Annotated in this window: 22 protein-coding genes, 2 tRNA genes and 1 pseudogene; 18 read left to right on the forward strand and 7 right to left on the reverse strand. The window is 39.6% G+C overall.

Annotation, left to right across the window (positions count from 1 at the left end; all coding sequences use genetic code 11):
- The first annotated feature begins 112 nt into the window (after nucleotides 1–112).
- The 10 genes from H5117_RS18195 to nth all read left to right on the forward strand — a co-directional run bounded on the left by H5117_RS18195 (nucleotide 113) and on the right by nth (nucleotide 9,302).
- A tRNA-Asn gene (locus tag H5117_RS18195) sits at nucleotides 113–189 on the forward strand.
- A gap of 29 nt (nucleotides 190–218) precedes the next feature.
- Nucleotides 219–295, forward strand: a tRNA-Asn gene (locus tag H5117_RS18200).
- Between the two features lie 148 nt (nucleotides 296–443).
- Nucleotides 444–2,387 (forward strand): EAL domain-containing protein, encoded by a 1,944-nt coding sequence (locus tag H5117_RS18205; protein ID WP_182696126.1) that lies wholly within the window; start codon nucleotides 444–446, stop codon nucleotides 2,385–2,387.
- Between the two features lie 212 nt (nucleotides 2,388–2,599).
- Nucleotides 2,600–3,181: an electron transport complex subunit RsxA gene (gene rsxA / locus H5117_RS18210; protein WP_008172491.1), complete on the forward strand. Its 582-nt coding sequence runs from the start codon at nucleotides 2,600–2,602 to the stop codon at nucleotides 3,179–3,181.
- Between the two features lies 1 nt (nucleotide 3,182).
- A complete protein-coding gene (gene rsxB, locus H5117_RS18215) occupies nucleotides 3,183–3,737 on the forward strand; it encodes an electron transport complex subunit RsxB (protein ID WP_007585357.1) in 555 nt (184 codons plus the stop codon).
- A gap of 8 nt (nucleotides 3,738–3,745) precedes the next feature.
- A complete protein-coding gene (gene rsxC, locus H5117_RS18220; protein WP_182738837.1) occupies nucleotides 3,746–6,202 on the forward strand; it encodes an electron transport complex subunit RsxC in 2,457 nt (818 codons plus the stop codon).
- Complete coding sequence (rsxD, locus tag H5117_RS18225) at nucleotides 6,199–7,257, forward strand: electron transport complex subunit RsxD (protein WP_182734218.1); 1,059 nt, start codon at nucleotides 6,199–6,201, stop codon at nucleotides 7,255–7,257. The genes rsxC and rsxD overlap by 4 nt, the downstream gene beginning before the upstream one ends.
- A complete protein-coding gene (gene rsxG / locus H5117_RS18230; protein WP_182696129.1) occupies nucleotides 7,254–7,895 on the forward strand; it encodes an electron transport complex subunit RsxG in 642 nt (213 codons plus the stop codon). Before rsxD ends, rsxG begins: the two co-directional genes overlap by 4 nt.
- On the forward strand, nucleotides 7,892–8,590 hold the full coding sequence (locus H5117_RS18235; RefSeq protein ID WP_182721258.1) for an electron transport complex subunit E: 699 nt from the start codon (nucleotides 7,892–7,894) through the stop codon (nucleotides 8,588–8,590). Before rsxG ends, H5117_RS18235 begins: the two co-directional genes overlap by 4 nt.
- A 49-nt stretch (nucleotides 8,591–8,639) precedes the next feature.
- Nucleotides 8,640–9,302 carry an endonuclease III gene (gene nth, locus H5117_RS18240; protein WP_182721259.1) on the forward strand — a complete coding sequence of 221 codons (663 nt, stop codon included), beginning with the start codon at nucleotides 8,640–8,642 and terminating at the stop codon, nucleotides 9,300–9,302.
- 461 nt (nucleotides 9,303–9,763) lie between these two features.
- Here the strand turns inward: nth and H5117_RS18245 are convergent, their stop codons facing one another.
- The 4 genes from H5117_RS18245 to H5117_RS18260 all read right to left on the reverse strand — a co-directional run bounded on the left by H5117_RS18245 (nucleotide 9,764) and on the right by H5117_RS18260 (nucleotide 15,946).
- Nucleotides 9,764–12,964, reverse strand: coding sequence for an efflux RND transporter permease subunit (locus H5117_RS18245; RefSeq protein ID WP_004588883.1), 3,201 nt, complete (start codon nucleotides 12,962–12,964; stop codon nucleotides 9,764–9,766).
- Nucleotides 12,965–12,975: 11 nt separating this feature from the next.
- Nucleotides 12,976–14,232, reverse strand: coding sequence for an efflux RND transporter periplasmic adaptor subunit (locus tag H5117_RS18250; protein ID WP_010388432.1), 1,257 nt, complete (start codon nucleotides 14,230–14,232; stop codon nucleotides 12,976–12,978).
- A gap of 64 nt (nucleotides 14,233–14,296) precedes the next feature.
- Complete coding sequence (locus H5117_RS18255; RefSeq protein ID WP_010388430.1) at nucleotides 14,297–15,514, reverse strand: TolC family protein; 1,218 nt, start codon at nucleotides 15,512–15,514, stop codon at nucleotides 14,297–14,299.
- Nucleotides 15,515–15,595: 81 nt separating this feature from the next.
- Nucleotides 15,596–15,946, reverse strand: coding sequence for a hypothetical protein (locus tag H5117_RS18260; RefSeq protein WP_010557528.1), 351 nt, complete (start codon nucleotides 15,944–15,946; stop codon nucleotides 15,596–15,598).
- Between the two features lie 165 nt (nucleotides 15,947–16,111).
- On the opposite strand from H5117_RS18260, the gene H5117_RS18265 reads away from it, so the two are divergent.
- The 5 genes from H5117_RS18265 to H5117_RS18285 all read left to right on the forward strand — a co-directional run bounded on the left by H5117_RS18265 (nucleotide 16,112) and on the right by H5117_RS18285 (nucleotide 22,865).
- Nucleotides 16,112–17,011, forward strand: coding sequence for a cation transporter (locus H5117_RS18265; RefSeq protein ID WP_002962256.1), 900 nt, complete (start codon nucleotides 16,112–16,114; stop codon nucleotides 17,009–17,011).
- Between the two features lie 85 nt (nucleotides 17,012–17,096).
- Complete coding sequence (locus H5117_RS18270; protein WP_232007049.1) at nucleotides 17,097–17,393, forward strand: hypothetical protein; 297 nt, start codon at nucleotides 17,097–17,099, stop codon at nucleotides 17,391–17,393.
- A 73-nt stretch (nucleotides 17,394–17,466) separates the two neighbouring features.
- Nucleotides 17,467–18,759, forward strand: coding sequence for a TolC family protein (locus H5117_RS18275; protein ID WP_002962255.1), 1,293 nt, complete (start codon nucleotides 17,467–17,469; stop codon nucleotides 18,757–18,759).
- 70 nt (nucleotides 18,760–18,829) lie between these two features.
- A complete protein-coding gene (locus tag H5117_RS18280; protein ID WP_002962254.1) occupies nucleotides 18,830–19,726 on the forward strand; it encodes an efflux RND transporter periplasmic adaptor subunit in 897 nt (298 codons plus the stop codon).
- Between the two features lie 10 nt (nucleotides 19,727–19,736).
- Nucleotides 19,737–22,865, forward strand: coding sequence for an efflux RND transporter permease subunit (locus H5117_RS18285; protein ID WP_002962253.1), 3,129 nt, complete (start codon nucleotides 19,737–19,739; stop codon nucleotides 22,863–22,865).
- Between the two features lie 84 nt (nucleotides 22,866–22,949).
- Here the strand turns inward: H5117_RS18285 and H5117_RS18290 are convergent, their stop codons facing one another.
- On the reverse strand, nucleotides 22,950–23,837 hold the full coding sequence (locus H5117_RS18290) for a cation diffusion facilitator family transporter (RefSeq protein ID WP_002962252.1): 888 nt from the start codon (nucleotides 23,835–23,837) through the stop codon (nucleotides 22,950–22,952).
- Nucleotides 23,824–24,554: pseudogene (locus tag H5117_RS18295) on the reverse strand (transglutaminase family protein). Before H5117_RS18295 ends, H5117_RS18290 begins: the two are co-directional and overlap by 14 nt.
- A 78-nt stretch (nucleotides 24,555–24,632) precedes the next feature.
- On the opposite strand from H5117_RS18295, the gene cadR reads away from it, so the two are divergent.
- The 3 genes from cadR to H5117_RS20910 all read left to right on the forward strand — a co-directional run bounded on the left by cadR (nucleotide 24,633) and on the right by H5117_RS20910 (nucleotide 25,787).
- Nucleotides 24,633–25,022 (forward strand): Cd(II)/Pb(II)-responsive transcriptional regulator, encoded by a 390-nt coding sequence (gene cadR / locus H5117_RS18300; protein ID WP_002962247.1) that lies wholly within the window; start codon nucleotides 24,633–24,635, stop codon nucleotides 25,020–25,022.
- A 51-nt stretch (nucleotides 25,023–25,073) separates the two neighbouring features.
- Nucleotides 25,074–25,442: a MerR family transcriptional regulator gene (locus tag H5117_RS18305; protein ID WP_028834999.1), complete on the forward strand. Its 369-nt coding sequence runs from the start codon at nucleotides 25,074–25,076 to the stop codon at nucleotides 25,440–25,442.
- A gap of 102 nt (nucleotides 25,443–25,544) precedes the next feature.
- Nucleotides 25,545–25,787 carry a MerC family mercury resistance protein gene (locus H5117_RS20910; protein WP_327077832.1) on the forward strand — a complete coding sequence of 81 codons (243 nt, stop codon included), beginning with the start codon at nucleotides 25,545–25,547 and terminating at the stop codon, nucleotides 25,785–25,787.
- Between the two features lie 229 nt (nucleotides 25,788–26,016).
- Here H5117_RS20910 and H5117_RS18310 read toward each other — a convergent pair whose 3' ends face one another.
- The gene (locus H5117_RS18310) at nucleotides 26,017–26,385 is read right to left on the reverse strand and encodes a hypothetical protein (protein WP_182734212.1); all 369 of its coding nucleotides are present in this window, start codon (nucleotides 26,383–26,385) and stop codon (nucleotides 26,017–26,019) included.
- Between the last annotated feature and the right edge of the window lie 91 nt (nucleotides 26,386–26,476).

The following is a 26,476-nucleotide window of genomic DNA, read 5'->3' on the forward strand; positions in this document are numbered from 1 at the left end:
CAACCATAAACGATTCCCCCTTAGCTCAGTTGGTTAGAGCGCCGGACTGTTATTCCGCAGGTCCTCCGTTCGAGTCCGACAGGAGGCGCCTAGTTTCTGATTCTGATGTAGTTCCCCCTTAGCTCAGTTGGTTAGAGCGACGGACTGTTAATCCGCAGGTCCCCCGTTCGAGTCGGGGAGGGGGAGCCAAATCATCATAATAATATCAGTACTTTAGTTCCCCCTTAGCTCAGTTGGTTAGAGCGACGGACTGTTAATCCGCAGGTCCCCCGTTCGAGTCGGGGAGGGGGAGCCAATTCTAAGAATTTCATAGACATTCCAAGCTATTTCCACTACTCTTCCTTATATAACTAAAGCATTAGTTTAATTCTTTAATGCGCTGTACTTAGTTTATTAATCAAGGACTTGATTCCTTCCCTTTTGATTATTAAAAGACTGAAAACATGGCTGGATTTAAAAAACTTATTTTTATACAAATTATCTCTTGGTTATTGTGTGTTGCAGCAGGAAGCTACTTCATATCTATAAGCTTTGATACTGCGGTAAGTGATGCACAAAAAAATGCACAAACAACTGTTACTAAGTATATTAATGACCTTTCTTTAGACGATATTTCTGCTCAAAATTTAAAACAATCAATTGCAGATGGTAATACGTTTTCAAGCTTTACCCTAAGAGATTACCAAGGTGCTGAAGTATTTAGCATTAACCCCCCTACTCAATTACCAATGTTTGCTGATTTTGTACTCTCTAACTTTAACTCTGTACGCCCACAGTTTGCTGTAAACGATGCCGCAGATATAAAAGTTGAATTTGTACTTAACATTGAGCATTTAGCATCGCAGCTACAAACTTCCCTTTTTATTGTTATTTTGATTTCTGCCATTTTAGTTATTATTCCAATAATTCTAATGAAATCTATTTTTTATCATTTAAATAAAAATATAAGTACAACAGTTGCTGACATTATCGATATTTATATCAATCAAAACCAAGTTGATAATGATTTAGAAACAGCATTAGATGGCACTCGATTGAAAAAAATGGGAAAAGATTTAGTACCTAGCTTTAATCGGTTATCACATTTTTTAAAAAACAAGAACGAAGACATACAAAGCGCTGCTATGACTATCAAGCATGAAGCGTACAAAGATGTAATTACCTCGCTTGGTAATCGTAATATGTTTGTTGAGTATTACGAAAAAAATATTGAAAACACTGAGCAAAGTACATTTGGCTCTTTAGCTATGGTTCGTTGTAGCGAACTACAAGCTATAAACCAAAGCCGTGGTTATCAAAAAGGTGACGAGTACGTTAAAGGCGTTGCCGATATTATTAAGCACATAAGCGGCACTTACACGGGTAGCCAAGTATTTAGATTAAACAGCTCTGATTTTGCGGTAGTACTCCCCCACATTCCTTTAAAAGAAGCTGAGCGCTTTGGTGAAAACCTGCAATCGCGCTTCACGCAGTACCAACAAAACCAAGAGTTAAGCTCGGTAGCTAATACGGGTATTGTAGGTTACGAAAAAGGTAAACCGTTAGGCGAACTGCTTTCTGTTGTTGATAACGCGATGAGCATGGCGCAGTCAAAGCAAGTTAATGCATGGCACGTACAACGCGAAACCGATTTAGTTAATAACGTAAGTGCGGGGTTTGGTAATCAAAACTGGCGTAAGGTTATTAAGGAAGTTATAGAATCTAAGCGTGTGCATTTAGTGATGCAAAACATTATGCCGCTTGGTAAAAGCATAAAAGCCTACGCTGAAGTACAAGTTCGATTTAAAACAGAAGACAATCAAGTACTGCCTACCGCTTCTTTTTTAGCAATGGCCGAAAAACTTGATATGGCAATAGAAATTGATCGCCTGATCATCGACTCTTCTCTTGAAAAAGTTAAAAGCCGTAATTTATCTGAAAAGTTTTTTGGTTTAAACGTAACAGCCTCAAGTGCACACAACGATCAGTTTGTAATTTGGCTAGAGCGCCGATTATTGAAAGATACGCATATTGCATCTAAACTAGTATTTGAGGTTAGCGAGTTTGGTTTACAGCAAAACATCAAAGCTAGTAAGCGCTTTATCGACATGGTTCACCGTGTTGGCGCACGCGTAACTGTTGAACGTTTTGGTGTTGGCTTAACTTCATTTAAGTTTTTCCGCGATTTAAAACCTGATTTTATTAAAATGGATGCAAGTTATACTCGCGGCCTAGAAGATGATAAAAATAATCAGTACTTTATGCGCTTAATGGTCGATTTAGCCCACCGCATTGGTGTTAGCGTATTTGCTGAAGGCGTTGAGAGCCAAGAAGAGAAACACATTATAGAAACGTTGTGTTTAGATGGCGTTCAAGGTTATTACATAGAAAAACCTAAAGACATTTAATTAGTTTTCAATTAATACAAAAAAGAGCATTCGTTGCTCTTTTTTTGTTTCTGCTATTTGACTAATTCCTTACATCAAAATCACATTAATTTTACAGCCTTGTGATCAATATGTTTGTCCTTGCGTTTATTTAACTGATAACGACTCGCAAATGTTGTTTATCGGGGCAGAAAAAAGGATAATAAGCAGGACTTTAATAGCGTGAGGCACACATGACAGAATATGTCTTGTTATTGATTGGAACCGTTCTGGTTAATAACTTTGTATTAGTACAATTTTTAGGCTTATGTCCGTTTATGGGCGTATCAGGTAAGCTTGATACGGCGATTGGTATGTCTTTGGCAACCACGTTTGTGCTTACCCTTGCCTCTGTAACTAGCTATTTAGTTAATCAATATATTTTAATCCCTCTGGATATCGCCTTTTTACGCACCATGAGCTTTATTTTAGTGATTGCCGTTGTAGTGCAATTTACCGAAATGGTTGTGCGTAAAACCAGCCCTACTCTATATCGTTTATTAGGCATATTTTTACCGCTGATCACCACTAACTGTGCGGTATTAGGTGTGGCTTTATTAAATATCAAAGAAGATCATTCGTTTTTACAATCTGCGGTATATGGTTTTGGTGCTGCGGTTGGTTTTTCTTTAGTGCTTGTATTGTTTGCAGCACTACGAGAGCGTTTAGCAGCTGCTGACGTTCCTACGCCTTTTAAAGGCGCCTCTATTGCAATGATCACTGCAGGCTTAATGTCGATGGCGTTTATGGGTTTTACTGGATTAGTGAAGTTTTAATATGACCTTGTTTTATGCCTTGATAGCGATTGGTTCGCTAGCACTCATTTTTGGACTTATTTTAGGGTTTGCAGCAATTCGCTTTCGCGTTGAAGGTAACCCTATTGTTGAGCAAATAGATACGATTTTACCGCAAACTCAATGCGGACAATGTGGCTACCCGGGCTGCCGCCCTTACGCCGAAGCCATAGCTAATGGCGATGAAATAAATAAATGCCCACCAGGCGGCGAATCTACCATGAAAAAGCTTGCCGGCTTAATGGGGGTTGATGAAAAACCACTTGCCGGTGGCGAGCAAGCAGAACCTATAAAAACAGTGGCTTATATTCGCGAAGATGAATGTATTGGCTGTACCAAATGTATTCAAGCCTGCCCAGTTGACGCTATTTTGGGCGCAACTCGTCAAATGCATACCGTGTTAATTGATGAATGTACTGGCTGTGATTTATGTGTTGAGCCTTGCCCTGTAGATTGCATTGATATGCTACCTGTAGCCGAAACTAAACAAAACTGGAAATGGCAGCTAGACGCTATTCCTGTTACACAAATAGATTAGAGGTTTGAGTGGACAAGTTACTTGAACAAATAAAAAAAGGCACCGTGTGGGCATTTCCTGGCGGCATACACCCACCACAACAAAAATCACTCTCTAATAGTGCGAGTATCACTCGCCTACCCTTGCCCGACAAACTCATTGTTGCGCTTAAGCAGCACATAGGCGCAAATGGTAAGTTACTTGTAGAAAAAGGCCAACACGTATTAAAAGGCCAACCACTAACAGAACCCGCTGCTAACTGGTCGGTACCTGTACATGCGCCAAGCTCTGGTGTAGTTACTGATATTGCACCTATGCCATCAGCACATCCATCGGCCCTGCCTGAACTAAGTGTTATTATTGAACCAGACGGCAAAGACGAATGGGTAGCTCTAAATAAAAATAAAAATCCTGCTGAGCTTAGCCATGATGAGCTTATAAATATTATTCACCAAGCCGGTATTAGCGGTATGGGTGGTGCTGGTTTTCCTACTTATGTAAAAGCAGATACCAAGCAACCTATCGAATTTTTGATTGTAAATGCTGTTGAGTGCGAACCTTATATTACTGCCGATGACGTTTTAATGCGCGAACACGCTAAAGAAGTTATCCAAGGCATTGAAATAATGCAGCAACTTTTAAACCCAACACTGTGCATTGTGGGTATAGAAGATAACAAGCCTGAAGCTATTGCAGCAATGAAGCAAGCAGCTGAGCATAACTCAAAAATTATTATTCAAACGGTGCCAACTATTTATCCATCTGGCGGTGAAAAGCAATTAATTAAATTACTTACTAACCGTGAAGTTCCTAGCATTGGTATTCCAGCCGATATTGGTATTTTAGTGCATAACACGGGTACTTTGTTTGCCGTACAACAAGCCGTTTATGAAGGCAAACCGCTAATTGAGCGTATAGTTACGGTAACAGGTAACACTATTCATAAACCTGGAAATGTATGGGCACTGCTTGGTACTGAAATAAAGCATTTACTAGATTGCCAAGGTTTCTCTCCTGTACCGCAGCAAAGTGTTGTGATGGGCGGCCCAATGATGGGCTTTACGCTACCCACAGTACGTATTGGCATAGTTAAAACCACTAACTGTATTTTAGCGCCTGATCATAAAGAGCTAGCGGAACCCGGCCCTGAAAAAGCCTGTATACGTTGTAGCGCCTGTGCCGATGCCTGCCCTGCTTCTTTATTGCCACAACAATTGCAGTGGTTTGCTAAATCAAAAGAGTACGACAAACTACAAGAGCACAATTTATTTGATTGTATTGAATGTGGTGCTTGTGCATACGTGTGCCCAAGCGAAATCCCTCTTGTACAGTACTACCGTATAGCCAAAGTTGAAATTAAAGAACAACAAGCTGACAAAATTAAAGCCGACAGAGCAAAAGAGCGTTTTGATGCCCGAAAAGAACGTTTAGAGCGTGAGCAAGAAGAACGCCAAAACCGCCATAAACGCAAACCTGCTGCTAAGTCTGCTGACGAAAAACAAAAAGTAGCTGAGGCACTAGCCCGTGTTAAAAATAAATCAGATAACGGCGATGAAAAATCTGCTGTTGCTGCCGCTATTGCACGCGCTAAAGCTAAAAAGCAACAAGGCGAAGAACTAGAGCCAGATAACAGCGAAGTAGCAAAAGAGCGCGCACTACGTAAAGAACAAGCGCGTAAATATAAAGAGCAAAAATCGCAAACAGATGAATCGGCCGAGACTACACCCGTTGATGATAAAAAATCAGCAGTAGCTGCAGCCATTGCTCGCGCTAAAGCCAAAAAGGCAGCACAAGCATTAGATAACGCTGAACAAGCAGCAAGTGAAGAGCCACAAAACGATGCCCCTGTTGATGATAAAAAAGCAGCCGTAGCGGCGGCCATTGCGCGTGCTAAAGCTAAAAAAGCAGCACAAGCATTAGATAACGCTGAACAAGCAACAAGTGAAGAGCCACAAAGCGAGGCCCCTGTTGATGACAAAAAAGCAGCGGTAGCGGCGGCCATTGCGCGTGCTAAAGCTAAAAAAGCGGCTAAAGCATTAGAAGAAGCTGAGCAAACAGCAATTGAAGAGCCACAAATTGATGCCCCTGTTGATGATAAAAAAGCAGCCGTAGCGGCGGCCATAGCTCGTGCTAAAGCTAAAAAAGCGGCTAAAGCATTAGAAGAAGCTGAGCAAACAGCAAGTGAAGTGCCACAAACTGATACCCCTGTTGATGACAAAAAAGCAGCGGTAGCGGCGGCTATTGCCCGCGCTAAAGCTAAAAAAGCGGCTAAAGCACTAGAAGATACCGAACAAACTCAGCCCCAAGAGCTACAAGTTGAGAGCGCAGCACCTAAGAGTGCAGAAAGTAACACCGATGACTCATCCAATTCTACTGAAGCAGATAAACCTAAATCAGCCGAAGATAAGAAAAAAGCCGCCGTGGCTGCTGCAATTGCGAGAGCAAAAGCTAAAAAGTTACAAAAAGAAGGAAATAATCAGTCATGAAATTAACCATGGCCAGTTCGCCGCATAATCACAGCCATAAATCGTTAACGCGATTAATGCTTAGCGTTATTGCTGCGTGTATTCCTGGGCTAATTGCTCAAGTTTTCTTTTTTGGTACAGGTGTGCTTATTCAACTGGTACTAGCGCTTGTTGCTGTGAGCGTATTTGAAGCTGCAATAATGCTAATACGAAAGCGCCCTGTTTGGCCTGCATTAAGTGATGGCAGTGCGTGGCTTACTGCCGTGTTATTGGCATTAAGTATCCCTCCACTTGCCCCTTGGTGGATAATCGTGATTGGCTGTTTATTTTCTATTGTTATAGTTAAACAGCTTTATGGCGGCCTTGGGTTTAATTTATTCAATCCAGCAATGGCGGCTTATGTACTGCTTTTAGTTTCGTTTCCGGTACAAATGACTGCATGGTTGCCTGTTACTGATTTAATAAATACGCCAATAGGCTTTGCTGATCAGCTAAGGCTAATATTCACCGATTTTACGGCCTCTGGGTTTAGCCTAGATCAAGTACGTGCAGGGGTTGATGGCCTAACAATGGCAACACCGCTGGATACTGTTAAAACAGATATAGCCCACGGTTTAACCGTTACCGAAAGCATGCAAAAGCCAATATTTAACGAATGGGCTGGCCTTGGTTGGGCCTGGGTTAACTTAGGCTTTTTAGCCGGTGGTTTATACTTATTAAAAGCAAAAATAATTAACTGGCATATTCCTGTTAGTTTTATCGCAAGTTTAGCTGTATGTAGTGCTATTGGTTATATCGCATCACCTGGTACAGAGCCGGGCACCCTATTTCACTTATTAAGTGGTGCCACTATGATGGGAGCCTTTTTCATAGCAACCGATCCGGTATCTGCAGCAACAACTAACAAAGGGCGCTTAATTTATGGCGCGCTAATTGGCTTACTAATTTATTTAATTCGTACCTTTGGTGGTTTTCCTGATGCTATCGCATTTAGCGTATTATTGATTAATATTGCAGTGCCACTAATAGACTACTACACACAGCCACGTACTTATGGCCATGGAGCAGTAAAATGATCATTTCGTCAATGGCTAAAAATGGTGCTATTTTAACTGCGTTTGCATTAGCAACAACAGGCTTAGTTGCCTCTATCAACGCGCTTACTGCCGATAAAATTGCAGAGCAAGAACAACTGCAACTTACTGCGCAACTACAAGAAGTGCTCGACCCAAAATCATACGACAATCAATTATCACAAGATTGCGTAGTTATTACTGACGAAAAACTAGGCCCATACGAAAATCAAGTAATTTACCGTGCTCGTAAAAACAATAAACCAGTCGCTGTTGTTATTAGGCATGTTACGCCAAATGGCTACAGTGGCGATATTAACTTATTAACAGCGGTATTAAGCGATGGCACTATTGCTGGCGTTCGTACGACTAAACACGAAGAAACCCCTGGTCTAGGCGACAAAGTAGAAGTTAAAAAATCACTTTGGATCACAACATTTAAAAGCTTAACGGTTGAAGGCGAAGAAGACGCTCGCTGGGCTGTTAAAAAAGATGGCGGCCAGTTTGATCAATTTACAGGCGCGACCATAACGCCACGTGCTGTTGTGGGCTCTGTTAAAAATGCCGTATTGTTCGCACAAACTAATTTTGATGATATTTTTGCAGCACCTAATGCCGAATGTATGGAGGTAGCTAAATGAGTGAGTTAAAAACATTATACAAAGAAGGTGTATGGGTAAATAACCCTGCCCTTGTGCAGCTTTTAGGTTTATGTCCACTGCTTGCCGTTACCTCAACTGTAACAAATGCCTTAGGTTTGGGCTTAGCAACTTTACTCGTACTAATAGGCTCAAATGTTACCGTATCAATTGTGCGTAACTGGGTGCCAAAAGATATTCGTATACCTGTATTTGTAATGATCATCGCGGGCTTTGTAACAATAGTTCAATTACTTATGAACGCTTATACCTTTGGTTTATATCAATCATTGGGAATTTTTATCCCGTTGATTGTAACTAACTGCGCCATTATTGGCCGCGCCGAAGCATACGCCTCTAAAAATCCTGTTCATTTATCAGCATTTGACGGCTTAATGATGGGCTTAGGCTTTATGGCTGTATTGTTAGTGTTAGGAGCTATGCGTGAACTCATTGGCCAAGGTACGCTGTTTGACGGAGCCGATTTATTACTTGGCCCATGGGCACAGAGCATGCGCATAGAAGTATTTAATTTTGATAATCAATTTTTACTGGCAATTTTACCACCGGGTGCCTTTTTAGGTCTTGGACTACTTATTGCTGCTAAAAACGTAATTGACGCACAAATAAAATCAAAGCAAATTGCACCGCCAGAGGCTGAAAAAGGCCCTCGAGCACGTGTTACTAGCTTAACTTAAGGGGAAAACGTATTAGAGCAACAATTAGCACTAATACGTTTTAAGTTGCATGAATAAAGAAAAACGTCACCAAATACTGTCGCGCCTGCGCGACGATAATCCACACCCAGTTACAGAGCTTGAATATTCAAGCCCATTTGAGTTACTAGTAGCAGTAACTCTTTCAGCACAAGCAACTGATGTAGGCGTTAATAAAGCCACTCGAAAGTTGTTCCCTGTTGCTAATACACCACAAGCCATTTTAGACTTAGGTCACGATACACTGCGTGATTATATAAAAACCATCGGCTTATTTAACTCTAAAGCTGCCAACGTGTACAAAATGTGCCAAATTTTGGTGGATGAACATAACAGCATCGTGCCAGAAAATCGTGAAGCCCTAGAAGCCCTACCTGGCGTTGGCCGTAAAACCGCTAATGTTGTACTCAACACAGCTTTTGGCTGGCTAAAAGATAATGAAGGTAGATACTTTTTAGCAGTAGATACTCACATCCAACGTCTTGCAAACCGTACTGGTTACGCTAAGGGTAAGACTGTTGAGCAGACTGAACAGGCTATAATTAAAAATACGCCAAATAAGAAAGAATTTATGTTTAACCTCCATCATTGGTTTATTTTACATGGGCGCTATACGTGTACAGCGAGAAAACCAAAATGTGGAAGTTGTATAATTGAGGATTTGTGTGACTATAAAGAGAAAACTGAGTCATAGTTAAGAGTAGTTATTTTTTAATTAGCATAAACCTTTTAACGGTCACATCTTTAGTTTCTATTTAAGAAGCTGGCGATTTGATTCTCATATGAGCCTTTATTCGGCCAGCACCAATTAAATTGAAAATTTGCGTTAACTTCAGAATAGTTTGAATTTAAGCGAGGTGTTGCAAATAGATTATGATTTATTAATTAGAGCCCAGCTAAAACCTAAAATTTAAATACGGAGTTAATTGGAAGCTATTTCCGGTTTGTGCCATAAGCCGACCTTGAGACACATAAAGATTAAGACTGCAAAGATACGAAAGCGGAAGTTAGCTTTGGCCTGTTTAACGACAAATATTCCGACAAAGCAGTCATGACTATTAGTTTATTGTTAAATCTAATCTTTCTTTTCGTTCATCTACTCAATAACCCCACGCTAAACGTGACTTTAGCGTGGGGTTAGAGTTCACAGTCATTTTATCTGGATAGCTCTTTTATTTTTTTCTCTGAAAACCAGCGATATAAAACAGGTAAAACAAATAATGTTAACAGTGTTGCAGTTACCAAGCCGCCAACAATAACACTCGCTAAGGGGCGCTGTATTTCTGCACCAACACCATTAGACATTAACATCGGTATCAAACCTAAAGCTGATGTTATAGCAGTCATAAGTACAGGTCTTAATCTTGAAGTAGCGCCTTCAAAAACGGCTTTAGATGCTTCTAGACCGTCTTTAATACGTTGGTTGATACTTTCTACCATAACGACCCCATTCAATACCGCTACACCAAATAAGGTAATAAAGCCAACGGAGCTTGGTACAGACAAGTATTGTCCAGATAAATATAAGGAGAAAACTCCGCCAATTACAGCAAGCGGCACGTTGACCAATATCAGCATAGCTTGACCAACAGAACCAAAGGCAAAGTAAAGTAGTAGTGCGATTAGTGCTAACGATAAAGGTACAACTATAGCTAACCTATTTTGAGCACGTTTTTGACTTTCGAACTGGCCGCCAATCGAAACAGAATAACCTGAAGGTAAGTCAACCTTTTCAGCAATTACCGTTCTGATATCGGCAACCACGCTTCCCATATCTCGATTTTGTACATTTGCTTGGATAACGACTCTTCGTTGTACATCATCGCGTCTAACTTGTGGTGGGCCTGACTCAAATGAGACTGAGGCTACGTCACCCAGTCGCACCCAAGCACCAGTAGGTGATTGAAGCCGAATATCAGCAATAGCTTCTTTGTTACTTCGGTACTCTTCCTCTATGCGAACGTAAATATCATAACGTTCATTACCATTGATTATTTGTCCGGCTTCAACACCACCAATACCATCACGCACAACCTCCATTATGTCACTCACAGACAATCCAAAGCGCGATAGTTCTTGCCTGTTAGGACTTATCACCAATTGCGCTTCACCAGCAATTTGCTCCAATGCAACATCCCTTGCACCTTCAATGTTTTTAATTGCTGTTTCTATTTCTTGACCTTTAGCCGCCAGTACCTCAAGTTCAGGCCCAAACAACTTTATCGCCAACTGAGCCTTAACACCAGATAGTAGCTCATCGACACGAGTCGCAATAGGTTGAGAAAAGTTGAGTAGCAACCCAGGGAATTCTTCTAAAGATCTCTCCATTTTTCCTTGAAGTTCATATCGATTAGATGCACTGGTCCACTCAGAAACAGGCTTCAACCCTATGTAAATTTCGATGTTATTCACAGGCTCTGGGTCTCCACCTATTTCTGCTCGACCAATTCGGCTTAATGCATAGGTTACTTCAGGGAAAGCCATTAGTTTTTCTTCTAGAATTGGTGCCACAGTGAGCGCGGTATCTAAACTGGAAGAAGGTGCAAGCGTTGCTCTTAAGTTTATCGTCCCTTCTTCTAACTCAGGTACAAATTCAGTACCAATTAATGGAACTAATGCAAAGGCAGAGAAAACTAATATAAGTGCGGCTGAAATGACTAATTTGGTGCGTTTTAGTGCGAATGTAAGCCCTTTTCTGTAGAGTTTGTCTAATGGCCTAAGAACAAAGCTTTCCCTCTCTTTTACACCTGACTTAAATAAATAAGTAGCTAAAGCGGGTACAACAAACAACGCAACCACAATAGCAGATATAACAGCTAAAATGATGCTTATTGCCATAGGTTGAAATAACTTTGCCTCAACACCTTCAAAGCTAAATAAAGGCGTAAATACGACTAAAATAATAGAAGCTGCAAAAAATACGGGACGAGCCACTTCTTTACCCGCATTTTGAAGACGTAACTTAATACCATGCTCATCTTGTTCTACATCATGTGGATCAGTATCAGCACTAGGCACTCTTTCTTTTACAGTTTTTAAATGGGTAGAGTCTGGTCTATTTAAATGCTTAAACATGTTTTCAACCATCACGACTGAACCATCAACTAGCATACCAATGGCTACGGCAATGCCACCCAATGACATAAGGTTTGCAGAAATGCCCCACCAAGCCATGATCATTAACGCGATACCAATTGAAATTGGAATAGATATTAGGACAAGGAAGGTTGCACGTATATTCATTAAAAATAGTGCTAATACAATACAGATGAAAATAAATGCTAGTAATAGTGCATCAACTACTGTATCAACGGCTTTTTCAATCAAATCAGCCTGATCATAAAATGGTTCAAAGCGAACACCTTTAGGCAATGCTTGATTAATTAATGGGATTCTTGCATTGATACCATCAATGGTGGCTTTAGTATTAGACCCCATGCGTTTTAAGACAATGCCAGAGACAACTTCACCTAAATTTTCGACTTTACCGTCTTCGGTTTTGCGCGTCATTGTGACAGCACCTTGACGAATTTCACTGCCCATTTCAACTTTAGCAATATCCGAAACCGTCACAACTGTCCCATCAACTGTTTTGACGGGAACTTGTTTGATATTACTAATACCAGCGTCACCACTTTCAAACCAACCTGCACCTCTAATAACAAGCTGCTCTTGCCCACGGTTCATATACCATCCGCCAACATTGGCATTGTTGTTATCTAGGGCACCAACAACGTCTTCTTGCGTTAGGTTATAAGAAAGAAGCTTAGATGGATCTACATTTACTTGGTACTGCCTAACAATACCTCCAAAGGAGAGTACATCAGTAACACCATCGACAGGCATAACGAGTAATTTTACTACCCAATCATTGAGACTCCTGAGTGCCATAGCATCATAGCCTGCATCTTTATCTGAAATAAGAAGGTACTGAAATACTTGGCCTAGCCCTGAGGTGTTTGGCCCCATTTCGGGTGTGCCGACACCTTCTGGTATCAGTTCTTTTGCGGCTTGAAGACGCTCAAATACAAGTTGTCTTGCAAAGTAAATGTCGGTGCCTTCTTTGAAAACAACCGTGACGCCAGACAAGCCTGTTTTAGAAATTGAGCGCACTTGTTCTACATCAGGTAAGGCATACATGACCGCTTCAATGGGGTACGTAATGAGTTGTTCAACTTCTTCAGCAGCTAGTCCTGGCGCTTCAGTATTTACAGCAACTTGAACATTAGTAACATCAGGAAAGGCATCTAAATTTAGTTTTGGTATAACCATAATTGCGCCGACAATTGTGGCAAACAGCGCAATCAAAATCAGGAGTCTATTATTAACAGACCAATCTATTATTTTATTAAACATAGTCTTGCTCCTTAGTGGTTATGCGGATCAAATCCGCCTTTAGCGATTTCAGAAGCAACAAAAAATGCGCCTTTGGTTACAATTCGCGTCCCACTATCAAGGCCAATGATTTCCCTAAAATCACCTAAGGCTCGGCCTAGTTCTACTTCTACAGCTTTAAATTCTCCAGGGTGGTCTTCGACAAATACGGTCCAATCACCATCTGCGCTGCGGATCAATGCTTCTTCTGGCACAGCCATCACTTTCTGCTTTGTGGCAAACTGAAAGTAAACTTTTACAAACATACCTGAATGAAGGTTATCATCAGCATTCTGTACCCCCAATCTAATAATTCTTGTACGAGTTACGGGATCAATTGTATGGGCTTCTTGGATAACTTTGGCATTGTAACTCTGGCCTTCTAATTTAAGTACCGCAGGAGAATCAATTGATAAATTTAGCTTTTTATTTGGAGAAACTTTTGCTTCAACCCATAGTTGTTTTTCATCAGCTAACAACATGACTGAATCCCCAGCATCAACACGTTGCCCTTGGATAAAGTCGTCTTGAAGCACGACACCTTCACGGTGCGCCGTTAATGCATATTGCCCAAATGCTTTAATGTCTTTGTTAGAAATACCATTTATTGCTTTTTCAGTTAACCCTAAAGCAATGAGCTTGCCATAGCTCGCATTGTATGTTGTTTCAGCTTGTAATAATCGACTTTCACTCACCGTCTTATTACCCAGCTTTTTTACACGTTGCCATTCGGTTGAAGCGATTAAATAGTCAGCTTGTGCTTGTGCCATTGCTTCACTAAATAATGTAACTAACTTCTGACCTATTTCTACATACTCGCCAAGCGCTGCATGGCGACTGATAATGACTGACTCTGTACGTGGTGATACCACATAACTTTTATAGCCATTAGCTTTTATTTCGCCAGGTGCATATACGGAGCTAAATTGATATTCAGGCTTAACACTTTCCACTTTAATTTTAGCAAGCGACATCTTCTTTGGATCAATAGTGATACCTTCTTCATGTTCTTCTTCTCCCTCTTTATTACCACCTTCATGGCCGTGCTCGTCATGGTCACCTTTATCTTCTTCATGTCCCTTTTCGTGTTCATGCTCATCTTGATGTTCTTTTTCTTCTTGTTTCGAAACGTTTGTGACAGAACCAGTTCCATCTGACGACTGTGCAAAAGCATCATGATTTGTAGTAAACCCAACTAACAGGCTGCTAATTACTACGGCTAAAAATTTTTTACTAATTACTGTATTCATTTTTGTAACCTATATTTTTAATAAATTTAAGATTTCGTTTTTCGCTACTGAAAAAACAAAGCGCTCAAATCTCAAATTTGGATAACTGACCCATACTTAAAATGAAGGATATTTCTGCAAGCTTGAATTGATTTTCCAAACGTATTCCTGCATGAAGCCCTTCCGCACGTTGATTTAATGCAAGTAAGTAGTCAGAAGTATTAATATCACCAGCTTGCCAGCGCTTATTTAATAAGTTTTCGCTGCTATCTAATCTGCCTTTTGTCAGTTTTTGCCATTGCTCATAATATTTTCTACTGACATTAAGCGATTCATAATTAGCTTTTGCTTCAAAAGACTGCTTTCGATATACCGACTGAAAATTCGCCTCGGCTGCAATGGCTTCTGAATAAGCGGCTTTAACATTATCTGTATAGTTATTTCTGATGTTTAAAGGCATTGAAAAAGTCACACCAACCAAGTCTTCATCTCCACTTTTCCCTGCGCTAACGCCAATGGTTGGATTAGCTTTAGATTCCATAGTGGTTAGTTGAGCTTTAGATTGTTGTCCCTTCCATTTCGCTCTAGCAAGTTTAACTTTTGGATGTTCCTCAACCCACTGGGAGTTAAATGAGTAGCTTGTTGCTCCAAAAGTAAATGAAAACAAATTGGTAGTATTAGGCGTCCAATCAGGCAATAACTCCTGAACCTTTACCTCTGCATTTTTCAAAGCAATTTGAGACTCAGATATTTCACTAAAAATTTGCGACAAGTTTAAATAGACTAGCTCAGCGTCAAGTGGCTCTAGAAGTCCAGCTTTTCGTTTGTCTTCAACAATTCCAACGAGCGTTTGCAATTGCTCTTCTCTTTCTGAAAGTAACTGAGCAGCTTTTTTTGCTGCTTGCCAATTAACTAATGCAGTTAAGGCATTAGCCTTTTTAGAATCGAGTAGAGATAACAATTGTTGCTGGTTTGCATAAACATCAATTTCACCAATGGTTTTATTTGTTGATTGCTTATCCCAAAAATCTATCGTTTGACTGATACCAATAGAGTAATTATCAAAATCACCTTCTTTTTCATAGCTTGCTTCAAGCTCTGGGTTATATACGGCTTGAGTTAAGCTTTTGGCTCTATGATTACTTGCATTAAGTAACTCTTTAGCCGCAACAACTTCGGGATCTTTATTTATTTGACTATCTAGCCATGAAATACTTTTCTGTTTGCCATAAGTGGCAACTGAAAAACTCACAGCCATGCATAAAGACAGGGTTAAACCTGTATTTTTTAAAAATATATACATAAAACTTCTTAATTTTTTAATTTATAAACACGAACCCTTTATCCTTCTCATGGACAAATAGGTCATTAAAAATCAATCTAATTAAGAAATGGGTGGGCGAAGTATCGCTTCAAGGTAAGTATTTGTTTGATCAATTTGATAAGGCGTTTTATTGATAATGTTTAGTTTGCCCGTGGTATTTGAATTACTGACTAAAATCCAAGATAAGTGGCTGCCACTGCAATGACCGCAGTGATGACAATCTTTTTCATTATGCTGCTCATCACCTACATTATCATTTGAGACATTTCGATCATCTGCATGATCATGTTGAGTTTGAAGGTGCTCTATATCTATTTGGTGATTCTCAGATGTTGAGGATGCTACAGCAGTTAACGATTGTAAAACAATCGAAATAACCAAGAGCATTTTTAGTACAACATTAAGGTTCAAAGTTATCACCAGTTAAATATAGTATTTAAAATACTAGCAGAAACTATTTTCTTAAACTAGCTTTTCAATTCAGTTTCCACGCTTTTACATTAAATAATTTTTTATTTGACTCTATAGCCACTATAGATTTTATACTTATTTTAATATTATTACGGAGTGTTAAATATGTCAGAAAAATGTAGTGGTCAGTGTCAATCATCTTCTACCAATGAAGATGTAAAAATTGATACACAATTAGATAACTATAGTGGCGCGTTTGTCAGTACATTTAAAGTACCTCAAATGGACTGTCCTTCAGAAGAGAGATTGATTAGGTTAGCACTTGACTCAATTGAGCCTTCAGTTGGGTTGCAATTTGATATTCCTAGCCGTTTAGTCAAGGTTTTTCATGATGAAAATTTAGATGAGATAACAAAAAAATTACAACAACTCAATCTCGGTGCAGAGTTGGCATCAACTAAAGAAAGTTGCAGCACCGAAGCTGCAAAAGCAAAAGATCTAGCCCAAAAAAATGAGATGAAAGAAGCATCAACGCTAAAATGGTTGTTAGCCATTAATGGAGTCATGTTTTTTATAGAAGTAATTGCTGGGATTATTGCGCAATCTGCTGGCCTTATTGCCGACTCATTAGATATGTTTGCTGATGCTGCTGTTTATGGTTTAGCTATATATGCTGTCGGTAAAAGCATAAGCATGAAACTTAGAGCGGCACATATATCTGGTGTACTTCAAATTATTCTAGCGCTAGGTGCTTTGAGTGAAGTCGTAAGACGCTTTATTTACGGTAGTGAACCTATCTCTTCTTTAATGATGATATTTGGTGGAATAGCACTAATCGCTAACATTGCTTGTCTGTTTTTAATATTTGGCAACAAAGAAGACGGCGCTCATATGAAAGCGAGTTGGATTTTTTCCGCAAATGACGTAATCGCAAACGTAGGTGTAATCTTAGCTGGCTTATTAGTTACAGTAACTAGCAGCCGTTATCCAGATTTAGTGATTGGTTTGATTATTGCTGTTGTCGTTTTAAACGGTGCTCGCCGCATCTTACAGCTAAAGTCTTAAGTAGAAAGTAGTTAAAAGAATGCACCCGTCATATTTTAAACCATATATATCATACGTGATAATGATTTTAATCGCGGTGCAGTCTGTGTTTTTTTCGCAAGAAGAGATTGAAGGAAACTTAATTGAAAGTTCTTTTAATATATCACTAACTGAGTCTATTACCCCGCTAAAAGCTCCTGAAAGCTCTAATTTATTTGAGGAGGGTAATAGCCAAACTTTAATTGATAATTGTAATTTTTGTTGCTGCTGTCAGTTATTTTTAAATACAGATTCTTCTTGTAATATTTTACAAGCAATAGAATATTTCCCTACCTACGCCTTAGTTTCCCCTGAGCTAAAAGGCTATATCTCGGTGCCATTCCGCCCACCTAAATACGCCTAAATTTTATAGAAAATTAAGAAAGGTCAAATGTTAATGACCTAAATATCACATATAAATTTATAGGAAAGTATACATGGCACTTAATACCTGTGTGCATCGCAAGATAGCAATTTTAAGGTGTGTAACACCTCGGCTTAAATATATCGCGTTTCTCGCTTTGTCACTTTTTACATTTAATGTTTATGCCTTTGAGAAGCAGTTAAACCTTCAAGAGGCAATTCAGTGGACGCTTAAACAAAATCCAGAACTTAAAATATTTGATTTCAAGCAAACGGCATTAATTGGACGAGAACAAATCGCAAGTTTAAATCCTGCTTATGAACTAGAGCTTGAAGCTGAGAACTTTGCAGGCTCAGGTGAATTTAATACATTCGACAGTGCTGAATTAACAGTCGCTCTATCTTCGGTTATCGAAATGGGAGATAAACGCTCAGCGCGGATTGGAATTGTTTCAAAATCAAGAACACTACTCACTGCTGAAAAAGAAGTCTCTGCGCTTAATTTAATGGCTCAAGTCACTGAGAAGTACGTGGAAGTACTTGCAGCCCAACAAAGAGTTATATTGGCAGAAAATGCTTTGAGCTTAGCACAAGAAACCTTAGAGATTGTATCTCAGCGTAACCGCGCAGGTGCTACTCCTGAGGCTGAAGTGAAACGCTCAAAAGCAGTTATTGCTCAGGCTAACCTCACCCTTCAATCTGAACAAAAGCGCTTGGAATATCTAAAGCTTTCTTTATCAGCTTACTGGGGAGAAACATCAGTGTCATTCTCTAGAGTAACTGGAGATCTGTTTCAGTTTGGCAATGATAGTGATTTTAGTAGTCTCTTTGCGAAATTAGAGAAAAACCCTGCTATTCAAGTTTATGCAAGTGAGCAGCGACTAAAAGAGGCCGAGTTACAGTTGGCTAAAACAGAGTCAACGGCCAATATCAAATGGTCTGTTGGTGTTAGGCGCTCTCAAGAAGCCAATGATACGGCACTGGTCGCTGGCTTTAGCTTACCTTTGTTTGCTGAAAAGCGAAATTCTGGCGCAATCGCTAGTGCGCTAGCAGAGCGTGACCAAGTTGCCATAGAGAAAGAGGCGACTAAGTTAAGATTTAGAAATCACTTACTACGAGCATACTCCAATAGAAAACAAGCCATATTAACAGCTAATTCATTAAAGCAGTCGGTTATCCCAATGCTTGAAGATGCACTGGAAGATACTCAAGACGCCTATCAAAAAGGTCGATATGGATATCTTGATTATGTATCGGCTAGACAAGAGCTGTTAAATGCTCGGCGAACCCTTATTGACGCGGCATCTGCTGCCCTAATTTATGGCGCAGAGATAGAAAAACTAACAAACGAAGCGCTGTCACTCTAAATAAACATCACTTTAAGTTTAATAACAATTTATTGATTCAGTGATTAACTGAATCGTTTAGGAATTCAAAATGAAAAACTATTTACTCGCACTATTGATTTTTATTGGGTATCTATCACCCATTCAAAGTGTTTTCGCTAGTGAAGATGAACATGAAGGCGAAGAAGGCATAAGCAAAATCGACAATAACATGGCAAAAAAGGTTGGTGTTGAAACAGCCTATTTAGCTTCAAAAACGTTGAACCAAACTATCCCTGTATACGGCTCTACGACGATAGGCGCTGAACAATTATTTCAAGTTAGCGCTAGATATAACGGCGTTATAAAGACAATAAACTTCACTGTTGGTGATACGGTAAAAAAAGGCGATCTATTAGCCGTTATTGAATCTAATGAGAGCTTAAATACTTATAAAATAACATCGCCTGTTTCTGGGACTGTTTTACAGCGAAATGGAAATATTGGCGGTATCACGCAAAACACTAGCTTGTTTGAAATCGTCAAATTTGACACCTTGTGGGCTGAATTTAAGGTGTTTACCAGCCAATATAATCAAATCAAAGTCGGTCAGCATGTTGATATTGAGCAAGGTGAACACGCATTCAGTTCAGTCATCACTAATATTATTCCAGCTAAAGATCAGCCTTATGTTTTAGCACGGGTACGATTAAACAACACTGAGTTAAAGCTAACGTCAGGTCAATTATTAAAAGGCAACGTAAAGATAAACCAATTTGAGGTGGATTTAGCGGTCGAGAAAGTTGCCATACAAGAGCTAGGTGGACAATTAGGTGTCTTTGTAAAAGAAAATGAAGAGTACGAGTTTGCACCACTTGTCCTTGGTCGTTCAGACAAAAACTATATCGAGGTCATTGATGGCCTCAGTAAAGACGCTGAATATGTAAACAAAAACAGTTATCTGATTAAAGCAGATATCTTGAAATCTGAAGTAGAAGACGACGATTAGGAGACGCAATATGATTGAATCAATTTTGCGTCTTGCAATAAATAGGCGCTATTTAGTATTAAGCTTGCTGATGGTAATCATCGGCGTTGGTATGTGGAGTTATCAAAAACTTCCCATTGATGCTGTTCCAGATATAACAAACGTACAGGTACAAATAAATACCTCTGCCCCCGGTTATTCACCTTTAGAAGCGGAGCAAAGGGTAACTTTTCCAGTAGAAAACGCATTAGCTGGACTACCAAAGCTGTCTCACACCCGCTCTCTTTCAAGATATGGTTTATCCCAGGTGACCGTTATCTTTGAAGAGGGAACCGATATTTATTTCGCACGCAACTTAATCAATGCAAGATTAGCTGCGATAAAAGGCGTTATTCCCTCTGGCTTAGAGCCAGAGATGGGTCCTATTTCCACAGGGCTTGGTGAAATATTTATGTATACCGTACAAGCTTCTCCTGACGCTAAAATGCCTAATGGAGAGCCTTATACCGCTATTGCCTTAAGAGAAATACAAGACTGGATCATTAAACCGCAATTGGCTCAAGTTAAAGGCGTCATTGAGGTCAACAGCATCGGCGGCTATAACAAGCAGTATCATATAACGCCGAAACCCGAAAAATTACTTTTTCATCAGGTAAGCTTTGAAGACGTTTCTGATGCATTACGTAAAAATAATGATAACCGTGGCGCGGGTTATATTGAGCAAAACGGACAACAAGTGTTAGTGCGCTCCATCGGGCAACTTGCGACAATGGATGAAATCCTCAATGTCATCATCAAAAAGAACGATGGTATTCCTGTAAAAATAAGTGATGTTGCCAATGTTGCTATAGGCAAAGAACTTAGAACAGGGGCTGCTACTCGTAATGGCATTGAGACAGTGCTTGGTACAACCATGATGCTGATTGGTGAGAATTCTCGCACCGTTGCTTTAGAAGTGGAACATAAGCTCAGCGAAATACAAAAATCTCTGCCAAAGGGCATTACCGCAGAGCCTGTTTACGACAGAACAACGTTAGTAGATAAAGCGATTGCAACCGTTACCAAAAACCTCGTTGAAGGTGCGCTTTTAGTTATTGTTGTGTTATTTATTCTACTTGGAAATTTACGTGCAGCTCTCATTACCGCTGCTGTTATCCCTATTTCCATGTTAATGACAATCACAGGTATGGTGCAAGCAGGAGTATCTGCCAATTTAATGAGTCTCGGCGCATTGGACTTTGGCTTGATAGTGGACGGGGCTGTAATCATCGTTGAAAACTCTGTCCGTAGGTTAGCACAGGCCCAACACAACGGTCATAGGCAAGACTTAAGAGAACGCCTAAATACCGTTTTTGAAGCCACTTCAGAAGTGATACGTCCAAGCTTGTTTGGTGTGGCAATTATCACTGTTGTTTACATCCCCATTTTCACGCTAACTGGCGTTGAAGGGAAAATGTTCCACCCTATGGCGGCAACTGTCGTTATGGCGTTAATTTCCGCAATGATCCTTTCAGTTACACTGGTTCCTGCTGCTGTAGCTGTGTTTATGAAAGGTAAAATCAGCGAAAAAGAAAGTGTAGTTATTCGTTCAACCAAGTCTATTTATGAACCATTGTTAAAAATGGCGATGAAATTTCGTTGGATTATTGTTTCATTCTCAACGCTGTTAATGGGGTATAGCCTTTGGTTAGCAACTACGCTTGGGACAGAATTTGTTCCTCAATTAAATGAAGGTGATATTGCACTACAGGCATTAAGAATTCCATCGACTGGCCTAGAGCAATCAGTAGAAATGCAAGAAGTACTTGAGCAACGTATTAAAGCGTTTCCTGAAGTTGATAAAGTATTCTCGCGCATTGGCACACCAGAAGTAGCAACCGACCCAATGCCACCGAGTATTGCTGATATCTTTGTTATTTTAAAACCACGTAAAGAATGGGCCGAACCTTCAAAACCAAAAAGTGAATTAGTTGAAGAAATGGAAAAAGTACTGAAAAACATTCCAGGCAACAACTATGAATTCACTCAGCCTATTCAAATGCGTTTCAATGAATTGATTTCTGGCGTTAGAGCTGATGTCGGCATCAAAATATTTGGTGATGATTTGGATCGGTTATTACTTACCGCAAAAGATATTCTAAATATTGTGAAAACCGTGGATGGTGCCGCTGATGCTCGAATAGAACAGGTCACAGGTGTTCCATCTTTATCAGTAATTCCTAAACGAGAAGCGCTTGGTAGGTATGGATTGAACGTTACCGAATTGCAAGACTGGGTTGCCACTGCGATTGGCGGTGAATCTGCGGGGATCATTTATGAAGGTGACAGACGGTTTGAGTTAGTTGTTCGCCTACCAGAGCAAATAAGAACGGATATCGATAGCTTGAAGCATCTGCCGCTTCCACTTGAGAATGGTAACTATGTGCCAATTGAAGAAGTTGCAGAGCTTAAATCAGAGTCTTTACCCGCGCAGATTAGCCGAGAGAACGGAAAAAGAAGAGTTGTGGTTACCGTCAATGTTCGTGGTAGAGATTTAGGCGGTTTTGTAAAAGAAGTTAAAGCTAAAATTAATCAGGAAGGAGAAATTCCAGCAGGATACTGGCTTGATTATGGTGGAACGTTTGAACAACTAGAATCAGCAAGTAAGCGATTAAGCCTAGTTGTACCGATAACATTGGTTGTTATCCTAGGTATTTTGATTATAGCATTTGGTTCATTAAAAGATGCATTAATCATTTTCAGTGGCGTGCCTTTAGCATTAACAGGGGGCGTATTTTCACTTTATTTAAGAGACATGCCCTTATCAATTTCGGCAGGTGTCGGCTTCATTGCATTGTCAGGTGTCGCAGTATTAAATGGCTTGGTTATGTTGGCTTTTATTCGAGATCTTTGGCATGAAAAAGGCGACCTATACGTAGCGATCATTGAAGGTGCCATCATTCGTTTAAGACCTATTTTAATGACGGCACTGGTCGCAAGTTTAGGTTTTATTCCAATGGCGTTAAACACTGGAATTGGTGCAGAAGTACAACGACCACTAGCAACAGTTGTTATCGGCGGTATTGTATCTTCTACCATTTTAACTTTGTTTGTATTGCCTATTTTATATCAATGGGCGCATGGCGCTGAGAGTAACAAACAGCAATCCGACGAAATCTAAAAGCAAAAAAGCAGCTTAATTACTAAGTTATGCCTAATTAAGCTGCTTTTTATATTGTATGCTCCAAAATTTTATTGATAAAACTTACTCTGCTTCATCCCTACAATTTTCATTTAAAAACTCAAACTCTATCGTCGTATGCGATAAATGATAGGAAGATAATTTAGCTGCAACCTCTTGTTTAAGCTTAATTAATTCTTTAACGTCAAAGTTGTCACTCAGCTCAAGGTGCGCTGTTAAAACGTGACTTTCACCATCCAGTGACCAAAAATGCATATGGTGTATACCATTTACTTCAGGAAATTCAATTAATGACTGCTTAATACGCTCTTGGGTCTCTTTATCGGGTGCAGCTTGAAGAAAAAGCACCAATGTTGATTTAAGATTTTTGAAAACGTTAAATAAGATAAACAGCGTAAACCCTATTGATAATAGAGGATCTAATATCGGCAGTTCAACGAACAACAATACAATAGAGACTATAAGAACGGCAACCCAACCGAGTACATCTTCAAGTAGGTGCCATGTCAGCACTTTTTCATTTAGTGTTTCACCCGCTTTTAATTTGAATACCGCATAACCATTTACGGCAACACCGAGTATGGCTAGCCCTAACATCCCCTCAACTACAGGCATTTCAGGATTGGACAGCTTAGGTATTGCTTCAAATAAAACCCAAATAGAGCCGATAATCAAAACAATACTATTTACCAATGCACCAAAAAGTGTAAGTCGGCGATAACCATAGCTGAATTTGTCTGATGCTTCTTTATCTGAAAAACGACTTAAAATCCACGCAAAACCTATTGAAAGACTATCACCAAGATCGTGAACGGCATCCGCCATTATCGCCGTACTGTTTGTGAGCCAACCACCTATAAATTCGATAATGGTAAATATCACATTAAGGAAAAATGCCCAACCAATCCGGTCGTCTTTACCATGCTGATGACTGTGACTATGGTTGTGCATTTTGTACCTCCAGTACTTTTTTATTTCTTATTTTTGATACATTCATATTAATCAAATGTCGGATCACTCGTTGATACAACCAACGTTTTACACCTGATAGATTAGTACCTTTTTCGAGATAGAACTTATCTGGTGAATCATAAAGCCCAAAGTCGTCATGAATACCTTCTTTTTGAATATAGGTATCCTCTCCACGCCAATCCGTACCGGGTGAAGATAAGCACTTTGTTGCAACACCATAACCACAAAACTCATCTTTTGCTTGGCTAAATTTCTGCTGTAGTGAGCTTAAGTATTGCTCATCCAATATAAAGCCCTCTAAGTTTATCCAACGCCCTTCAAAGTAAACTTCTACCCAACTATGAATGATGTATTTAGGTGCTAACCAAAATACAAGCTTAGGATAGCACCTTTTTATAGTTGCTGATCAATGGTAAAACCTTGGAAACGACACTGGATACCTAGTCCACGCAATAGTGCCATTAACAGATTACCCTTAGTATTACATTGTCCATAACCATCTGCTAGCACATCGCTTGCTGAAATATCATCACTCTTGTTATAGCCAAACATTATTTCATCTTTTACAAACTGATAAGCGGCACCAATTTTGTTGAAATTATCCAAATTTTTCCACCCTCGTTGATCGATCAGGGATTGGATATCTTTGTGTTCAAAATTAACGATATTCGTATTGTTTAAATATTTCTCAGTCATTTTTATATATCCCTTTCGTTGCATACCTATACTATAGATCCTATAGTAACTATAGAGTCAAATGTCTGGGGGAAATTGATGAAAATAGGCGAATTGTCAAAAAAATCGGGCTGTTCAATACAAACGATTAGATATTATGAAAGAGAAGGATTACTGTTAAATCCAAACCGTTCAGAAGGTAATTTCAGGCTGTATGATAGTAAAGCACTTAAACAATTGGAATTCGTAAAGCATTGTCGCAGCCTAGATATATCACTCAATGATATTAAACGTCTTATCGAATTAAAAAATAAGCCAGAAGAAAGCTGCTCTAGCGTTAATGCATTAATTGATCAGCAACTTGCACTAGTGAATAAACGTATGAAAGAATTAAGGGCGCTTAAAGCTGAATTACAACAGATGGCAAGTGCTTGTGGTTCAGACAATACAATTGAAGCGTGCGGCATCATCAAATCATTGGATAGCTAAACTAAATATAACTTTAGATTAGTAGTATTCACAAAGGCAATAATGTAAACCATTGGCAAATTAGCACAATCATTAAATTTAAATGTAGAAACCATTCGTTTTTATGAACGAGAAGGGCTGATTACACAACCTGAAAAACCAATATCTGGTTATAGACAATATGACGAAACAATAGCAGGACAACTTAGGTTTATCACAAAAGCCAAAGCGCTCGGCTTTACGTTAAGAGAAATAAAATCGCTAATGTCTATGGACAGCAACTGCACTCAAGTTGAGCTATTAAGCCGACAAAAGTTAGCAATCATTCGAGACAAAATTAATGACCTTCAACGTTTAGAGAAAGTAATTGTGGATATGACAAATACCTGTATGCAAAACGAAGATCCAACACATTGCCCCATAATTGATTCATTAAAATGATTGACTCCGTACTTATATACGGAGTTTAGAATGATGGTAATATCAACCAATAGACTTTCAAATGATAAATAAAATATTAGACAGAGTAGGCTCTAGTGGCGTTTGGCTAGCGGCACGGCCTGCTTCCCTGCATTAAGGTCACTTGCATCGGCATTAGGACTAGGCTTCTTCTCTCACTTCGAAGGAATAGCTGTAAATACGCTTTTACCTATTTTTGCATCTTTGGAACTATTGGTAAACTTATACAACTGGCACAAAAATAAAAACCATACCAGAGCTGTCTTCAGCATTCTAGGGCCTGTAGCAGTGCTATTAACGCTTTATCCTCTTTGGCTATATGATTGAAGCACATACCTATTTTACTTTGGTATTTGCTTAATGGTCGTTATGTCGGTTTTGGATATCGTAAAACCAGTAAGGGAGCAAACATGCAACGTATGGCTAATTGCCGTCGTTGAAACGATTAACGGTCAATGTCTGCTTTTCGCTCTTTGCCGAAGTTCGGCTCAGTGCCATAAGCAGTCATTGGTAATACCTACATAAACCGCGCGACTAAAGGGAGCTAATGTACTTGTTATGTTTCAATTCTATCCGCAGACACTACAGTCTGCGGTGCCAATATCACCTCTAATTCAAAGTCAGCCTTAGAGTGATATATCGCATTTTTTTTGTCCAAACAAGTTCTAACCACGATACCTTGCAGCATGTCACTGTAGGTTTCTTGGGCAAACCTTTTGGCTACATCAAGATTAGTTGTCCAAGATTGTCCAAACTGACCACTATTGAGTTCAGCTTCAGACATACCGCGGTAAATTGACATACCTTCAGTCAATACCTCTACGTCTGACTCTGAAACATCCTCTGGACGGAGCGTTACAATCGGGCCTTGCCATTCAGCTTGCCTGCCCTTGAAAAGCCCGAAACGGCCGCCATCTTTGAACATCCTGATGTAATTAAAGATGACATAGGCGTGGTTATATATTTCACTGTCATCTGAGGTCCCGTGTTGTCTGAAGTGCGAATTAAAATCTTCA

Source organism: Pseudoalteromonas sp. SG45-1, from assembly GCF_014164135.1.
In the GTDB taxonomy this organism is placed as follows: Bacteria; Pseudomonadota; Gammaproteobacteria; order Enterobacterales; family Alteromonadaceae; genus Pseudoalteromonas; species Pseudoalteromonas distincta.

What these genes read in the sequence shown, in the direction of transcription:
- H5117_RS18250 (WP_010388432.1), bottom strand. Translation starts at nt 14,232, where the DNA reads ATGAATACAGTAATTAGTAAAAAATTTTTAGCCGTAGTAATTAGCAGC.
- rsxA (WP_008172491.1), top strand. Translation starts at nt 2,600, where the DNA reads ATGACAGAATATGTCTTGTTATTGATTGGAACCGTTCTGGTTAATAAC.
- rsxB (WP_007585357.1), top strand. Translation starts at nt 3,183, where the DNA reads ATGACCTTGTTTTATGCCTTGATAGCGATTGGTTCGCTAGCACTCATT.
- rsxD (WP_182734218.1), top strand. Translation starts at nt 6,199, where the DNA reads ATGAAATTAACCATGGCCAGTTCGCCGCATAATCACAGCCATAAATCG.
- H5117_RS18255 (WP_010388430.1), bottom strand. Translation starts at nt 15,514, where the DNA reads ATGTATATATTTTTAAAAAATACAGGTTTAACCCTGTCTTTATGCATG.
- nth (WP_182721259.1), top strand. Translation starts at nt 8,640, where the DNA reads ATGAATAAAGAAAAACGTCACCAAATACTGTCGCGCCTGCGCGACGAT.
- H5117_RS18235 (WP_182721258.1), top strand. Translation starts at nt 7,892, where the DNA reads ATGAGTGAGTTAAAAACATTATACAAAGAAGGTGTATGGGTAAATAAC.
- H5117_RS18310 (WP_182734212.1), bottom strand. Translation starts at nt 26,385, where the DNA reads ATGTTCAAAGATGGCGGCCGTTTCGGGCTTTTCAAGGGCAGGCAAGCT.
- H5117_RS18205 (WP_182696126.1), top strand. Translation starts at nt 444, where the DNA reads ATGGCTGGATTTAAAAAACTTATTTTTATACAAATTATCTCTTGGTTA.
- rsxG (WP_182696129.1), top strand. Translation starts at nt 7,254, where the DNA reads ATGATCATTTCGTCAATGGCTAAAAATGGTGCTATTTTAACTGCGTTT.
- H5117_RS18285 (WP_002962253.1), top strand. Translation starts at nt 19,737, where the DNA reads ATGATTGAATCAATTTTGCGTCTTGCAATAAATAGGCGCTATTTAGTA.
- H5117_RS18280 (WP_002962254.1), top strand. Translation starts at nt 18,830, where the DNA reads ATGAAAAACTATTTACTCGCACTATTGATTTTTATTGGGTATCTATCA.
- H5117_RS18290 (WP_002962252.1), bottom strand. Translation starts at nt 23,837, where the DNA reads ATGCACAACCATAGTCACAGTCATCAGCATGGTAAAGACGACCGGATT.
- H5117_RS18275 (WP_002962255.1), top strand. Translation starts at nt 17,467, where the DNA reads ATGGCACTTAATACCTGTGTGCATCGCAAGATAGCAATTTTAAGGTGT.
- H5117_RS18245 (WP_004588883.1), bottom strand. Translation starts at nt 12,964, where the DNA reads ATGTTTAATAAAATAATAGATTGGTCTGTTAATAATAGACTCCTGATT.
- cadR (WP_002962247.1), top strand. Translation starts at nt 24,633, where the DNA reads ATGAAAATAGGCGAATTGTCAAAAAAATCGGGCTGTTCAATACAAACG.
- H5117_RS18265 (WP_002962256.1), top strand. Translation starts at nt 16,112, where the DNA reads ATGTCAGAAAAATGTAGTGGTCAGTGTCAATCATCTTCTACCAATGAA.